This is a genomic window from Chryseobacterium culicis (assembly GCF_900108365.1).
GTDB lineage: Bacteria > Bacteroidota > Bacteroidia > Flavobacteriales > Weeksellaceae > Chryseobacterium > Chryseobacterium culicis.
Genome location: NZ_FNWQ01000003.1, coordinates 718195 through 734375 on the forward strand (window position 1 = coordinate 718195; position 16181 = coordinate 734375).

The 16181-nt window shown below is 38.9% G+C and carries 10 protein-coding genes; 4 read left to right on the forward strand and 6 right to left on the reverse strand.

What is annotated here, in order from left to right; translation table 11 throughout:
• Nucleotides 1–360: 360 nt before the first annotated feature.
• Nucleotides 361–1212 carry a hypothetical protein gene (locus BLW74_RS15010; protein ID WP_089693515.1) on the forward strand — a complete coding sequence of 284 codons (852 nt, stop codon included), beginning with the start codon at nt 361–363 and terminating at the stop codon, nt 1210–1212.
• 74 nt (nt 1213–1286) lie between these two features.
• Nucleotides 1287–3074: a metallophosphoesterase family protein gene (locus tag BLW74_RS15015; RefSeq protein WP_089693517.1), complete on the forward strand. Its 1788-nt coding sequence runs from the start codon at nt 1287–1289 to the stop codon at nt 3072–3074.
• A 141-nt stretch (nt 3075–3215) separates the two neighbouring features.
• Here BLW74_RS15015 and BLW74_RS15020 read toward each other — a convergent pair whose 3' ends face one another.
• Nucleotides 3216–4292 carry a phosphatidylinositol-specific phospholipase C1-like protein gene (locus tag BLW74_RS15020; protein WP_089693519.1) on the reverse strand — a complete coding sequence of 359 codons (1077 nt, stop codon included), beginning with the start codon at nt 4290–4292 and terminating at the stop codon, nt 3216–3218.
• Between the two features lie 331 nt (nt 4293–4623).
• Here BLW74_RS15020 and BLW74_RS15025 point away from each other — a divergent pair, with 331 nt between their 5' ends.
• Together BLW74_RS15025 and BLW74_RS15030 are read left to right on the forward strand one after the other, a co-directional pair.
• Complete coding sequence (locus BLW74_RS15025) at nt 4624–7668, forward strand: SusC/RagA family TonB-linked outer membrane protein (protein WP_089693520.1); 3045 nt, start codon at nt 4624–4626, stop codon at nt 7666–7668.
• An 11-nt stretch (nt 7669–7679) separates the two neighbouring features.
• Nucleotides 7680–9440, forward strand: a complete 1761-nt coding sequence (locus BLW74_RS15030; protein ID WP_089693522.1) for a RagB/SusD family nutrient uptake outer membrane protein — start codon at nt 7680–7682, stop codon at nt 9438–9440.
• Nucleotides 9441–9558: 118 nt separating this feature from the next.
• Here the strand turns inward: BLW74_RS15030 and msrA are convergent, their stop codons facing one another.
• From msrA to BLW74_RS15055, 5 genes are all read right to left on the reverse strand, one after another.
• Nucleotides 9559–10113, reverse strand: coding sequence for a peptide-methionine (S)-S-oxide reductase MsrA (gene msrA / locus BLW74_RS15035; RefSeq protein WP_089693524.1), 555 nt, complete (start codon nt 10111–10113; stop codon nt 9559–9561).
• A gap of 427 nt (nt 10114–10540) precedes the next feature.
• Nucleotides 10541–11509 (reverse strand): ROK family protein, encoded by a 969-nt coding sequence (locus tag BLW74_RS15040; protein ID WP_089693525.1) that lies wholly within the window; start codon nt 11507–11509, stop codon nt 10541–10543.
• 79 nt (nt 11510–11588) lie between these two features.
• Nucleotides 11589–12800, reverse strand: coding sequence for a PepSY-associated TM helix domain-containing protein (locus BLW74_RS15045; RefSeq protein ID WP_089693527.1), 1212 nt, complete (start codon nt 12798–12800; stop codon nt 11589–11591).
• Nucleotides 12801–12850: 50 nt separating this feature from the next.
• On the reverse strand, nt 12851–14965 hold the full coding sequence (locus BLW74_RS15050; RefSeq protein WP_089693616.1) for a TonB-dependent receptor: 2115 nt from the start codon (nt 14963–14965) through the stop codon (nt 12851–12853).
• Entirely contained in the window at nt 14965–16164 is a 1200-nt protein-coding gene (locus BLW74_RS15055) for a PepSY-associated TM helix domain-containing protein (protein ID WP_089693529.1), read from the reverse strand. Before BLW74_RS15055 ends, BLW74_RS15050 begins: the two co-directional genes overlap by 1 nt.
• Nucleotides 16165–16181: the final 17 nt, after the last annotated feature.

The following is a 16181-nucleotide window of genomic DNA, read 5'->3' on the forward strand; positions in this document are numbered from 1 at the left end:
AAACTGTTTTTCCTCCTCCCGGGGTATTTTATCCCGGGCTGTACACGATTAAAATTTCGAAGCGCTTCTTAATTTTTTTGGGAAGTGAACCATCAAAAACGGAAGAGAAACATCTGCTTCCCAACCCGGAGTTTTCCTCCGTTTTATCTGGCGATTGTAAAATCAGTTTTGTAAATGTGTTTTCTAATGTTTTGTTTATCACTGATTTTGTTGAGGCAAAGATGAGTAAGAAATAAAGGTAAGTGGTAGACAAAACATGGACATCGATAGACAAGATATAGACAGAAACGGATTACGGAAAACCGTAATGCGACACGGCAGAAAATCACCTATTTTGTAGTTGCTTTTTAATAACTAATTATGTCCAAAAGAAAACTACTTATTCAGGCAGTATTCGAACAAGCTAAAAAAGAATCCGGGAGAGATACAAAGAGTGGAATTGCATCCTATTTGTGGACTTATTTCGAAGAACATCTGAATTATATTATTTCAGATAAGACTTTCATCAGATATTATGAAGCTTTTTTAGAGAATGATAAAGAAGTGAATATTAACCCGGATCGTCTTGATAAACTAAGCCAATATGTTGGCTACAATAGTTTTAAGGATTTCAATTACACGTTTGAGAAAAAAATAGAAAAGGAAGGAGATAGTACCACATCGGTAAGGTTTCTTTTAGATGGAGAGGAGATTTCTGTACCGGAGAAAATTTTTCAGATTATTATAAAAATATCGAATAACTCCAATTTTAATGTTCCGGATTTTGTAAAAAAAAACGGATTAGGTGTCATAGAGTTTGTTTTCGTAGTACTGCTGGTTACAGGAGGTCTTGTTTTTTCAAATAAAATTGATGATAAAAAGGGGAAGGAAAATACATTCGGAATAGCGTCCTTCATTAGTCCGGCTAAGAATTATATGTATTGGAACGGAGACAAGTTTGTTGAAACCGACAGCAGCTATATAGGACCTGAATTTGAAGTTGTGGCCAGGAATGAGCATAAGATACGGCATTTTAAAAGAATAACAAGAAAAGATACCATGAATGTTGAAAATTCCATAGGAAAAACCTGGTATTCAAAAGTGAATGGGAAGGTTGAATTCTTTACCATGGACGGAACAGATCCCGATAATAAAAAAGAATTGAAGAGGGCAACGGAATATATCATCAGGAAATATTCCGGTGAAAGGCCGGAGCTCAACAAAGAGGATTGAATTTTCTTCACAATTATTTAAAATTGAATTAAAGCAATTCTTTCTCTATTCCTGTATTTTCGTCTTATTTTAAGATGAATACAACTCTATTCTGCTGTTTCTTTTCTGTATCTTCATTTTTCTTCGCACAGAAACCGGTACAAATTGCATTTCTTTCCGATGTTCATTTTCAGGATCTTTACGGAAGTTTTTCAGATCATCATTTTAAAGGAATTATAAATCCTAAAACGGGCAGGCCTACTATTCTGAGAACCATGGATTCTCAATTGCATTCTACAAGAATTTTTAACGAAAACTATTTTGCTTTTCTCAAAGCGCTGGATGATATTGCGGCAAAGGGAATTAAAATTGTTGCCATGCCCGGCGACTTTTCGGATGACGGGCAGGCCTATAATCTTCGCGGATTGCATAAGATTTTAGAGCATTACCATCGGAAATATGGAATTAATTTTTATCTGACAACAGGAAATCACGATCCGGTAGGCCCATTCAGAAATGATGGCGGAAAAAGTGATTTTCTTGGACAGAATGGAAATCCTCTGGGAATCTACAGCAAAGAAAATATCGGGAAACCTATGGATAAGATTATTACGAAAGATATTGCAGAATCGGGATATCTTGAGATCCTGAATGAATTAAAAGACTTTGGATTCTCTCCTAAAAAAGAAGATTTGTACTGGAGTACACCTTTTGATCCGGGTTCTTGCGAAAATTATACCTACCAAAAAGGATTGCAGGCTGCAGCTTATTCTGAAAGGATGTATGAAGTCAGTAAAGGTTTTTTTGTTCCCGATTTAAGTTATGTTGTTGAACCCGTGAAAGATGTGTGGATGATAGCGATAGACGGAAATACCTACATTCCCAAAAACAGTAATGAAAGTCCCGAAAATTCTTCCAATTATAAAGGCGCAGGCATTGGTTATAATAATGTACTCACAAACAAGCAGCATTTAATCCAGTGGGTAAAAAAATTAGCAGCTGAAGCAAAGAAAAGTAATAAAACCCTGATTGCTTTTACGCACTATCCAATGATTGATTTCAATGATGGAGCCACCCGTGATATTAAAAAATTATTAGGGGAGAAAAAATGGCAGATGGAGCGTGTCCCTCAGGAAGAAGTAGCAGAAGTATTTGCAGAAGCGGGGCTCCAAATTCATTTTGCAGGCCATATGCACATTAATGATACAGGAATCAGAAGGACAGGAGATCATATTTTAGTGAACATTCAGGTTCCGTCACTGGCAGCCTATCTTCCTGCGTATAAAATTCTGACCATACAATCTCCTGATAAGATGGAAGTGCAAACGGAAGTCTTAAATGAAGTTCCCCATTTCGATGAATTGTTTCCCTTATACCAAAAGGAATATGAAGCTTTACAAAGCAGTGCTGGCAAAATACTTTGGAATAAAGATATACTAAAGACCCAATCCTATCATGATTTCATGCTCTTTCATTTAAAAGAACTGGTTCGGCTTAGAATGATTCCGGATGACTGGCCGGCCGAATTTATTAAAAAAACCAACAATTTAAATGGGGAAGATCTCCTGTTACTCACTCAGAATAAAAATCAGTTAAAAGCGCAGGGAATCCGGTCAGAAGATTTCAGAAAGTGGTCTTTTAATGATCTGTTACTGGATCTCTATAAATTTCAGTCTGCAGATGAGCTTGCCAGAAAAGATATTCCGGAAGAAAGGCTGAATCAGTATAAGGTATTAGAGAATTTGTACCGAAAAAATCAGACCCAGGATTCATGGATTCAACAGATAAAATCTGTTTTTACAATCCTCTCAGTGCTTTCCCACGGAGATCCGGCGGATCATTTTGAAATTGATTTGAAAAGCAAAGAAATTAAAAGATTGTAAGTGAGAATGTTTCTCATAAGCCCACAGTTTACGTAAAATAGGTGTACTTATTTGTGAGAAATATAAGCATTATCAGCATGTAAAACAGAAAGGCTGCCCATAGGACAGCCTCCTCAATTATAAATCTAATAGCAAACAGGACTATTTTCCTGCTATAGGGTTCATTCTTTCATAAGTATTGTTTTCAAAACTTACCTTATAATTGGATTTGAATAATTTGCTTGGATAATAATAATCTGTTGTAATGATCTGCGCACCGCTTTCTTTGGCTTTATCAAACCTTGCATAGTCTTCGCTGCGTGCTTCCATCGTATCTGCATCTGCTCTTGTACGGATAAGGTATCCTTTTCTTACCAGATCTTTAATCGCGACAGCATCTTTCTTGGGTTCATTCATGAATAAAACTGCAGATTCAGGAGTTCCCGGAGCGGAATTTGTGAAGATCATCCTCCCTTTTAATGAAGGATGCTCTTTAACATACAAATCCCTGTTTTCTCCATTGTTATCCATTACAAAAAGGAATTTCCCTTTTACATCTTTTACTTTGGGCCAGTTTTTATGTACCACCGCTTCATTCAGTGTTTTGTAAGAACCGCGGATGTCATCCGGTGTAATTATTTTGTCTTTTCCAAGATATTTTTTTAACTCATCATCAAGGTCATCAAAAAGCTTTGAAGTATAATGCTCAGGCTCTGTTCCAAATTGATTGGCTTTTCCGTCTTTAGGTTCCAGCGTTATAAAAACAGGATCATGATCAGGATGTTGGTCTGACCACTTTTTTAGATCCTTCAGACAGTCTTCTAACGTGTAATACCATGTCTGATAATCAATATCTGTAATATGAATTATTTTGTAGCCCGGTCTTTTCATTTTTCCTTCCGGATCAAAAGATTCAGCGGTCTTTACCAGATCAAGAATTTTAGGATGGGCATATTTTCCTCCTTTTTGGTCTGCATATACGTCAATTTCCAGATTTCTCAATCCGAGATCCAGCTGCTCAGGAATAGGGATGTGCTCGTACTGAATCTTCGGCAGAGCATTAAGAGTATCTTTTTGGGCCAGAAAACGGTATACTTCTGGGAGAATCGCTTTTTTATAAGAATTGTGCGACCCGATGACCTGAATTTCATTCATCTTGACGTCATCGGGAAAAAGTGACTGTCCAGAGAACATATGGAAACAACATAAACAGATACTAAGAAAAATACCCTTTTTCATTTTCAATACATTTTAAAGACGAAATTAGTCACTCTTTACAAGTATTGATTTATATATTATGTTAAGTAATTTTTAAAATTCTGTGAATGTTAAAAAAAGAATGGCTCATAAATATTTGATATCTAGTCTTTTTATATTCTCTCAAATTGAGATATTTATATTTTGTTGACTTTAAGATAATATTATGTTAAAACAGATTTGTGGTAGATCCTTTTACTTTGTATGCCGAAATAAAAACTAACCGTTGCCTGAAAAGAAAACCACTGTTGCGGGAACAACAGCGGCTTTTTCATAAGCAATGTAACGTCTTGCAATTACTTTACTTATTGATATGTACCACAAAATTAATTTTTTTAAGTTTAAAAAGCTAATTCCTATTGCATTAATTTTTTTGGTGACAAGCCAGGCAGATGCTAAAGAATTTACTTTAAACTACCCTGTGTTTTCGCAGATCAGCGAAACCATTTCCGGAACCATAACGGATCAGAAAGGGAACGCCATTGAGGGCGCCAAAGTTACCGTTGTAGAAACCGGAGACACTGCTTCTACCGATGCCTCCGGAAAATTTACAGTTTCCGCCAGCATTGGGCAGACTTTATCTGTTTCCTATGAAGGATATGCCAATCAGATGATTAAGATTTCCAGTACTGCGGTTTCTGTACAGCTGGAACCCCACAAAGGATCTACATCTATTGAAGAAGTGACCCTCGTAGGATACGGCTCTCAGAAAAAATCAGATTTAACAGGAGCAGTGAGCCAGTTAAAAGCTGAAAACTTCAAAGAAGGTATGAACATTTCTGTTGATAACCTGATGCAGGGAAAAATAGCGGGTGTGCGTATCGTTCAGTCGAGTGGAGAACCAGGAGCAGGAGTGAATGTCTCCATCAGAGGTATTGGTTCCATCCGAAGCGGAAGTACTCCTTTATTCGTTGTAGATGGGGTGCCTTTGAGTAATGATGCCGTAAGCGCTACAGCACCGAATATCGGTTTAGGAAATGCTCAGGCCAAGAATCCGTTGAATTTCCTGAATACCAGCGATATCGAATCCATCACAGTTTTGAAAGATGCTTCTGCAGCTGCAATCTATGGAGCAAGAGGATCAAACGGTGTCGTTTTGGTAACCACAAAAAGGGGGAAGAAAGGAGAACCCTTGTTTACCTATGATACGTATTTAGGATTTTCTTCAGTTATTAAAAAGTTAGACCTGATGAGCGCGGATGAATACCGGTCAGCAGGAATCAATAAATTATACGACCACGGCGGAAATACAGACTGGCAGGACGAGATTTTCAGAAATGCAGTATCTTCCAACCACTCAGTTTCCTTTTCAAAATCTACGGAAACCGGAAATTATTTTGCCTCCATTTCTCATATGGATCAGGATGGGATTATTCTGAACAGCGGCTTTAAAAGAACAACCGCCCGTTTGAATGCAGAAGAGTCTTTCTTTGATAATAAAAGATTAAAGATCAAGCTCAACCTTACAGCAAGTGACATCAAAGAAACGGGGATACCGAACGGAGCCAATGCAGGTTCGGACGGCCAGGTGATCATTCATGCTTTAATGGCAAATCCTACACGTTCCGTATATGATCAGAATGGAAATTTTACCAACTTCAATATGAATGCTCATTACAATCCATTATATTTACTGAGCGTTTACAACGACAAAACCAATACCTTCAGAGTGTTGGGGAATACAGAAGCCACATTGAGGATCTTGCCGGGACTGAATTATAAGTTTAACCTGGGAATTGATAAAACAATGTCTGAAAGAAACACCACCATGTATCCGAATATTACAGACAGAACCCCGAAAGGGATGTATGTTCAGGCCAATCTTGATTCTTACAATGTATTACTGGAACATTATTTAACTTATGATCTCAGTTTAAATAAGCATAATTTCAGCTTATTGGGAGGCTTCTCTTACCAGAAATTTAAAACTACAGGAACGTATTTCGGAGTAAAAAATATTGCCAGCCAGGGAGCGGGAATTTCTCCGGAAATTAACCCCGGATATTCAGGAGAAGCATTTATTCCGGCAGCAGGATATGCTCAGGAAAACGAGCTGCAATCCTATTTCGGAAGAGTAAACTATAATTTTGATAAAAAGTATTTATTAACAGCTTCATTGAGAGCTGATGGTTCTACGCGTTTCGGGAAAAACAATAAATACGGATATTTCCCTTCCGTTGCAGTAGGCTGGACGGTCTCAAATGAAAATTTCCTGAAAGACTCTCAAATCATCAATGAATTAAAAGTAAGAGGAAGCTGGGGACAAACCGGTAACCAGGAAGTTCCGAACAAAATTACCCAGGCCAGTTCTTCACTGTCTCCATCCGGAGGATATTATCTGTATGATAATCTAAACCTTATTAATGGAGTTGTGATCAACAGAACCCCTAATCCGGATCTGAAATGGGAAGTAGTGGAGCAGACGAATATTGGAGCAGATTTTAGCCTTTGGAGAAACAAATTGTACGGATCACTGGAATATTACAATAAAGTGACCAAGGACCCGATTCTGAATATCCCTTCGCGGCCATTAAGCCCTACAAGCACAGTCTGGAAAAATGTTGACGCAGAGATTGTTAATAAAGGGTTTGAATTCTCTTTAGGTTCAGAGATTATCAAAACAGAAAATTTCACCTGGAACTTTGATGTCAACGGTGCTACAGTGAATAATGTGGTAAAAAATCTTCCGGTTTCAGCTATTTATTCAGGGGAAGTGTCAGGGCCTGGGCTTTCCGGAGTAACGGCCAATATTTACAAAAACGGCTACGAGGCAGGATCTTTTTACATGCTGAATTATCTGGGAGTGGATGCTAACGGAAAATATATTTATGAAGATGTAAATGGTGACGGGAGAATAGATCAGAATGACAGAAAGATCTTTGAAGGAGCTATTCCGAATTTCACGTTTGGGATTAATTCTTATATGAAATACAAGAAGTTTGACTTCTCATTCTCCTTGATAGGACAAACGGGCGGTTACCTTGTAAACAATACCGCATTGGATTTAAATATCAATAACTTAGCTTCAGACAGAAATGTTTTGAAAAACTTTTATGAGTCCGGAGCAAACTTCACCAACCAGCCTCAGCTGTCTTCGCTTTATCTTGAAAAGTCAGATTTTATCAGATTGAATAATGTTAGATTAGGGTATACCTTCGATACCAGTCAGTTGAAATTTCTGAGAAGTATCAATCTTTATGTGAGCGCACAGAACCTGGTGACCCTTACAAGCTATTCAGGTTACGATCCGCTGGTGGATACCAATAAACAGGTGAGCGGAAACCAGTCCCTGGGAATTGACTATACCACGTATCCGTCCGCAAAGACTTTTATTTTCGGAGCTACTGTTAAATTTTAATTGAAAAAATCATGAAATCTAAATTCTTAAATATCAACATAATTATACTATCCATGGCTGTATTTTCTTTAATGGGATGTACCAATCTGGATGAAAAAGTGATCGATGAGGTCTTGGGCTCTGAAACGGCAGATCCTGAAGCGGCTCTTGCTGCAGCCTACGGGCAGCTGGGAGACGGAACTTTTGTAGACCATGGAAATGTTTTTGCACTGCAGGAATATTCTACTGATGAAGCCTTATTGCCCACAAGGGGAAGCGACTGGGGCGACGGAGGAAAATGGAGAGCCATGCATGAGTTCTCTTGGGATGCAGGCAGTGACGTAGTGAAAACAACCTGGAATTCCCTTAATTTCGGAATTACAAAGTCTTTAACCGCCATCTCAAGCATTGAAAAAAGCAATAGTACAAACAGAGCCTTATTTTTAGCAGAAGCGAAAGGATTACTGGCCTATTATACGTATACAACGATTGATCTTTTCGGACAGGCTCCTTACAGGGACCCGGGTAATATTAATGCTCCTATCCAGATCAGAAAAGCAGAAACTACCATTGATGCTTTAATTACGGAAGTGGAAGGACTTATACCCAATCTGGCATATATTAAGACCCAGAATACGCATGCCGGAAGATTTACCAAACAGGCAGCCTATGCGTTCCTTGCAGACATGTACCTGAACAGAGCCGTTTTAAAAAATAAAACTGCAGGATCATTTAACTTTTTGGAAACGGCAGTGAATGGTTCAGGAACGGATATGGATAAAGTAATTGAATATTCCAATTTGTTGATCAATAATCCGAACTTCAGCCTGGAATCTAACTATTTCCACAATTTTGATATCAATAACGACACAAGTAAGGAAATGATCTTCTCTGTTGTTCAGAAGAAAAATACTGATAAAACTTCAGATAATGACCTGGCATACATGTCTATGGAAAGAATCCAGAAACCGTCACCAGATAACAGAGGAACCAATGCATCATGCATCACCCCGGAATTCTATTATTCGTGGAACGGGAATCATGATGATCCGCGTTTTCAGAGATCTTACCAATATGCAGACGGAACATGGTTCAGAAATGACGGAACAGACATAAGCGTACCCTCTTCCAGTAAAGTAGAGGGAACAGGAAAACCATGGTTTCATTTTAACAGAGGTCTTCAGGTAGGGCAGCAATATGGTCCTAAAATTCTTGCAGACGGTAACTTTGACATGACTGCAGACGGAAGAATTAAAGTGTATAAATTATTCACCGAAAAAAATACAACACTTGCTGCAGACTTTACTCCTGAACTGAATTTTGATAATCCTTCTGAATCTGTATTTACACAGGCTCAGATCAACAGAGGGGTAAGAAATTTCAAGTTTGAATTTGATCCGGGATATGGAAACAACGGAACAAGCGGGATGGATGTGCCATTGTACAGACTGGGAACCATCTACATGATGAGAGCAGAAGCTTATTTAAGAAGCGGTAATGTATCTGCTGCCCTGGCAGATGTCAATAAACTGAGAACCAGCAGAACGAATGATGCCCTAAAGAATAATGCGCCAGGCGTTGCTATTGCTTCGCTGGATGCCAATACTCTGTTTAGGGAATCAGGATATGAGCTCTATTGGGAAATGTACAGAAGAAAGGCGATGATCAGATTCGGGAAATTTGATTTACCGGGAACAGCTAAGCCTGCTTCTCAGCCTTACCGAAGAATTTTCCCTATACCGCAGGCAACCATTGATGCCTCAAAAGATTTTACACAGAATCCGGGATATTAGTTTTTTCATATAAACAATTATTTTTTGCGCAAACAAGAAGCGAAGAGATTTCTCTTCGCTTCTGTTATTTTTATACGGGTTTCTATCCGGCTTTGGCCGAAACACAGGATATAAGATTTTACTCCGCGTTCAGCATTCCCAGTGCTCCGAAATGCTTTTTGAACTTCTGGATTTTAGGACCTACTACAGCGCTGCAGTAAGGCTGTGTCGGATTCTCATTGTAATATCCCTGATGATATTGCTCGGCAGGCCAGAATTTGTCAAACTCTGTTAATTCTGTTACATAAGTTCCAGCCCATCTTCCTGACTCCTGAGATACTTTGATGGCTTGTTCAGCTTTAGCTTTCTCAGCATCATCTTTATAATAAATTACAGAACGATATTGGGTGCCGATATCATTTCCCTGTCTGTTTAGCTGGGTTGGATCATGAAGAAAGAAAAATACATCCATCAGTTGTTCGTAAGAAATAATGGAAGGATCATACGTAATCTGCACCACCTCTGCATGCCCTGTTTCTCCTGTACAAACTTCCTGATACGTAGGATTATCCTTATGCCCTCCCGAATATCCGGAAATGGCAGACTGTACTCCTTTCAGCATATTGAAACAGCTTTCTACACACCAGAAGCATCCTCCCCCGAAAGTAATCTGTTCTAAGTTATTGTTATCCATTTTGGTAATTATATTGTTTTATTGTTTTTTCCAGACCCGGAAAAAGATGATCAAAAGTAAGAAAAACTTTTTCATTTGCACATCATTTTTGCTTCTTAAACTTAAATTACAGTGATAGATGTTACAAATGATTTTCAGCTCGATTATGAAGCTTTTTATAGATGAATATAAGAGCTTAAGATGAAAGAGATAATATCAACAGTCTTTCAAAGCATATAGTATTAGAGGTGTCATGCTGAGCGGAGTCGAAGCATCTCAATTAGGATGAATAATATTCTCCCATTTTAATTTTAAACACCAATAATAGGAATACTTTCACGAATAAACAAAAGGGAATACACAATATCATCTGCGAAAATTTGTACAATCTGTGCGAAAAATAAAAGCACCCTCCAAGGGTGCTCTCAATTATTTAAAAAGACTTCAGTTATTTTTCCCAAACCAAAGCACTTGCGCCAAGAATAGCAGCATCTGCCTCGTCCAGCTCACTGAAAACCAATTTTACTTTATTTCTGAAAATCGGGAGAAGGTTTCTTTCCATATGAAGCTTTGCAGGTTTCAATATAAAATCTCCTGCTTTAATTACTCCTCCAAACAGAAGAATAGCTTCAGGTGAAGAAAACATAACAAAATTAGCCAACGCCTCACCCAGCTTCTGACCGGTGTACCTGAAAACCTCAATAGCAATAGGGTCATCTTTTACAGCACATTCATAGACTGTCTTAGAATTGATGGCATCTTCGGGATATTGGTTCAGCATAGATTCCGGAAATTCAGCTCTCATTTTCTTTGCTGTAATAGTAATTCCCGTAGCAGAGGCATAGGCTTCCAGACTTCCTTCAGAGCCTGTACTCCAGTGTTTTCTGCCACCTGGTTTTACAATCGTATGTCCCAATTCTCCGGCAAATCCGTCATGTCCATAGATTAAACTTCCGTTAGCAATAATTCCGCTGCCTACTCCTGTTCCCAGAGTGATCATGATGAAATCTTTCATTCCTCTTGCGGCTCCGAAAAGCATTTCTCCCAATGCTGCAGCATTCGCGTCATTGGTCACCGTACAAGGCAGGCCGAATTTTGCCCTCATCAGTTCGGCGAAAGGAATAACACCTTTCCAGGGAAGGTTAGGAGCGAGCTCTATGGTTCCTTTGTAATAATTGGCGTTCGGTGCGCCTACTCCGATTCCATCGAAATGTGCTTCAGTACCGTACTTTTCCATCATAGGATGAACATGTTCATATAAAGCATCGATGAAATCTTCCACTTTGTCATAGGCATCCGTTCTCAGATTTCCTTTATCCAGAACTTCACCACGGTGGTTCACGATTCCGAATTTAGTATTGGTTCCGCCGATGTCAACTCCAAGGGCAACTTGTTTTGATAAATCTATTAATGACATTTCTATTATTAAATTCTAGGGGCTAAAATTATAAAAAAGATTGTATTAATAGACGAATAACTCCGTTTTATTTAATATGTTAAACAGTTTTTACCGTTTTTTTCTTTTTTCTTCCCCACCAGATCATAAATCCGGTTACCGGAAGAGAGGCACAGATGATACTTACAACAAATGCAATGATTTTGGTAGGAAGTCCTAAAATAGCGCCTACATGAATGTCATAATTGGCGCTCACCACCTTTTCTCCAAAGTTTTTATCCTTCGGATCATGGGTGTGAAGAAGTTCTCCTGAGTTTTCATCAAAGATTAAGCTGCTGCTTTTATGATAAGAATAAGAAAGGTGTTTTACATATACCTCAAAATTGGGGTGCTCATGATCATCCATATGCGGATGTCCCAAATCTATAGCAAAACCGTAAGAATCAGGATATTTGGCCTGAACTGTATTGATGATCTTGTCCAGTGTACCTTCTGTTCTCAGCTCAATGGGAGCTTTTGTTTTAATATGTGAGAAGTCAGGATACTTTGTTTCTCCGCCGGAAAATACTACATAGATCATGGCCTGAACCACGAAAAATGCATAGAAAAGTCCTGTAATAGAGAAGATTAAAGCAAAAATTGAGGCATAAAACCCCAGTACGTTATGAAGATCATAGTTTTTTCGTTTCCAGCTTTTAATATTTTTCCATTTAAAGGCAAAACGCTGCTTTCTGGCTGCTTTGTTCTTTGGCCACCACAGAATAATTCCTGAAATCAGCATAATGATAAAAATAATAACAGGAATTCCCACTACATACGTTCCCCAGTCCTGCTTCAGAAGGTAGCTCCAGTGGATCATCTTTACAATATTGAAGAAGCCGTTTTTCTCATCATACACTCTCAGTACTTTTCCGGTGTATGGGTTTACATAGGCTTGCTTATAGATAGGAAACTCATCAAAATAATTCCAGGCATCCGTATTATGCTCATACCAGAAGAACATGTAAGACATTTTTTTGTCGATAGGAACATTGACCCAATGGATCGGATATTTTTCTTGTACCTGTTCTGCCACCGCTTTCTCCATTACTCTGATAGGAAGAACCTGTTTCTGTCCGATATTCTGTTCATGATGATAGATAACATCTTTACGGGTTATGTTTTCCACTTCATCTTTAAAAACATATAATGCTCCGGTAATAGAGATGATAAAGATCAGAAAGCCAATTCCCAAACCGAACCAGAGATGCAGCTTGGCAGACCATTTTTTAAAAAAGCCGGGTTTCTTTTTATGATGATGTTTTTTCTTCATATTGCAGCAAAAGTAAAGCAAAGATATACTTTACTTTTTATTTGGATTAATTAAAATTTATATTCTATCATGAATGTTCCGCGCATTCCAATAGCATTTGTAAAGTCACTGTCTCTTGCTGTCCACCAGGAAATAGCAGGCTGATACATTTTGTTGAAAAGGTTTTCGATACCTAATGACAGCCTCCAGTTATTATTGACTTCATAGCTTGATTTGAAATTGAAAACAGTATATTCAGGAACATATCCTTCACCGTAAGCATATAATCCTGTTTTAGCATTGGGCCCGAATCTGTTTTGCTTAAAAGAATGAAGCATATCCAGTCCTACAGATAGAGCAGGGATCGGCCTTGTCTGCACGTAAGCCAGCACTTTAGGCGCGGAAATTCTGCTGTTGTTGATTTTGGTAGAATAATCACCGTCATCTTTTACAGAAGTGATTCCTTCCATCCAGCTGTAGCTTCCTCCAAACTGAATCCAGTTTGCCGGGTTAAAGTGTAGAAATCCTTCCACTCCGTACACAATTTCCGGAGACCTCTGAATCATCAATGCCCTGTCCGGGCTTTGCACGAATGAAGCTCCCAATTTGGAGGTACTCACATAAGAAGTCAGCTCATAGGTAAGCCAGCCGGAAAGCTGTCCTGCTGCCCCCAATTCGTAATTGTTAACGATGATGGGTTTTGTTTCCAGGCTTTTGATTGTTTCAGAAGTTGAGGTTCTTAGGATTCTTCCCAGCTCATTGATAGAGTAGGCCTGAGAAAAGCTTCCAAAGAGATTGATATAAGGCTCAATATTATAACGGATACCAATATTTCCCACGAGTGCATTATAATTCAGCTTTCCGCCGGCGACGGGAATGCTTTTGGTGAAGGTTCCGTCACTTTTAAGGGTAGAAAGGGTGTTGAAGTCATCTACATTTACTTTGATATTTTCGTAGCGGAGTCCACCTTTGATGGTTAATTTTTTAAACAGATCAATTTTTGCCAGTACAAAAGGCGCAATATTGGTCATGTTCATATTGGGAGTCCAGAAACGCCCGTCTTCCAGCTTTTGTACGGTTTCATCATTCAGAATATCAGCTCCGTAGATGATTTCTCCCTGCGAACTGGCTGAGTTCCAAAGTTGCGTGTCAAAATTGAATCGTGCGCCGGCTTTCTTTGAAATGACATTAGACTGTCCGCCATTGAAAAAGGTGTCACTATATCCGTAGACGGTTTTGAAATCCTGATAATAGAGATTGATATTCAGGGAAGTTCCTGCAAACAGGTTCTTATTGTCATAGCTCACTCGGATATTGTGGTTTTTTGGAGTTCCCTGCGGGGTTGTTTCCAACCCTTTTCCGATTCCTTCCCCAATGGTAGGCGTGATGCCGTATTTTCCTGTTTTTAAACCTACATTCAGGTCTGATCTTGAAGAATAGCCAATGTAAGAGGCTTCAATTCTTTGATTTTCGTTGATATCGTAGCCAATTTTCAATAACCCGTTATAATTGTCCATCTTAGCAATGCTGTAGGTAGGGCTGATCAAAACACCGTCTGCATCTTTTGTATACCCTGTTCTTTCGTACGCTAATGAAAGGGTATAATCGAATTTATTGATCTTTCCGGACAAAAGCTGGCTGGCTCTTACTCCTAAAGTACCACCGTAAGGCTGTCCTGTAAGACCGATCTGTGAAATTCCGGAGATCTTTTTATCAGATTTGTTTCTTTTTGTAATATAATTGATGATTCCTCCGTCGGCACCGTTTCCATAGATAGAAGATGCACCTTTGATCACTTCAATTCTTTCGATGGCTGAAGGGTCTATTGTCCTTAAATCTCTGGCCCCGTTACGAAGCGGAGTAGACTGTGGAATCCCGTCAATCAGCACCAGGACCTGGCGCCCTCTCAAGGTCTGCCCGGAGTTGGAAGTCTGTCCTGAATTGGTCCCTAAGCTGGGAACCGTATATTGCAGGATGCTTGTAATATCTGAGTTAACAGTCAGCTGAGATTGAATCTGTTTTTCTCCTACAATGGTAACAGAGCTCGGAACTTCTTTGATGTTTTCCTTTTTTCTGGAGGCCGTCATCACAACCTCATCCACATGTTTAGTCTGTAGCGTATCTTTTACCTGGGCAAAAACAGCAGTAGTACCTAAGCAGGCAGCTGATAAAAGCACTTTTTTCATTATATTTTTTTTCCTTTTTTCTTTCTTTTTCCCCACCAAACCAGAAATCCGGTGACAGGGAGTGATGTACATGTGAGGCCGGCTATAAACCATATGATTTTTCCGATGATTCCGAAGTAGGATCCGGTATGGATATCATAATTGGCATTGGAATATTTCTCGGCGGTATTGAGGTTGTGATGAGGTTTGTTGGCTAGTAATTTTCCGGAATATTTGTCGAATGTCAGGATGTTTCTTTCACTGTATCTTCCGTCCAGTCCATAAACTGTTACCGGAAGGTTCTTAAGCTCTTTTCCTTTTTTGTTCTTCCCATTCAATGTCATTCTGAAGCTCGATGATTTTGCGTACAGTTTTTCGGTCTGTGCTGCAGCGAGATCAAACACAGCTTCATTTTTTGTCATCAGAGAATCCGGAGATTTTCTCTCTTTTTCCTTTGGAAGTTCCCAAGAGCCGGATAATGCCCATGTGAATGTATTTTTCACGTAAGGATACGCAAAATAGATACCTGTGACACTCAAAAGCAAAGCAATGAATGATGCATAAAATCCCAGGATATTATGAAGGTCATAATTTTTACGTTTCCAGTTCTTTACATGTTCCCAATTGAACCAAAAGCGTCCTTTTCTTGCATTTTTATTTTTAGGCCACCATAAAATAATTCCGGTGATCAGCATGATGATGAACAGAACCGTTGGAATGCCTACTGTGTAAGGCCCCCATTCTGAGTTGAGCAGCAGTCCCCAGTGAATGTATTTCAGAATATTGAATACATCATACTTTTCATTATAAACGGCAAGAATTTCTCCGGTATAAGGGTTTACGTAGGCTAGTTTATTGATGCGAACCTGCTGAAAATAGTTCCATCCCTTTTTGCTTTTTTCATAGAATTCAAACTGATAAGATTTACCTTTATCCAAAGGGATTTCCACAGCGCTTACAGGATATTTTTCATTAAGTTCCAGCGTTACCTTTTCACGAAGCAGAGTAATTGGCAGAGGTTTTGTGCCGATATCTTCTTTTTTCAGATAAATAGCTTCTTTCCGAAGGCTGTTCTGTATTTCATCCTTAAAAATATACAAAGTCCCTGAAAGAGAGACTATAAATATAATGAGACCAACAGATAAGCCAAACCACAGATGGAGTTTGGCGTACCACTTTTTAGAAGGAGCTTTCTTTTTATGGTGATGCTTTTTTCTCATAGCAAAAAGTTAACCCC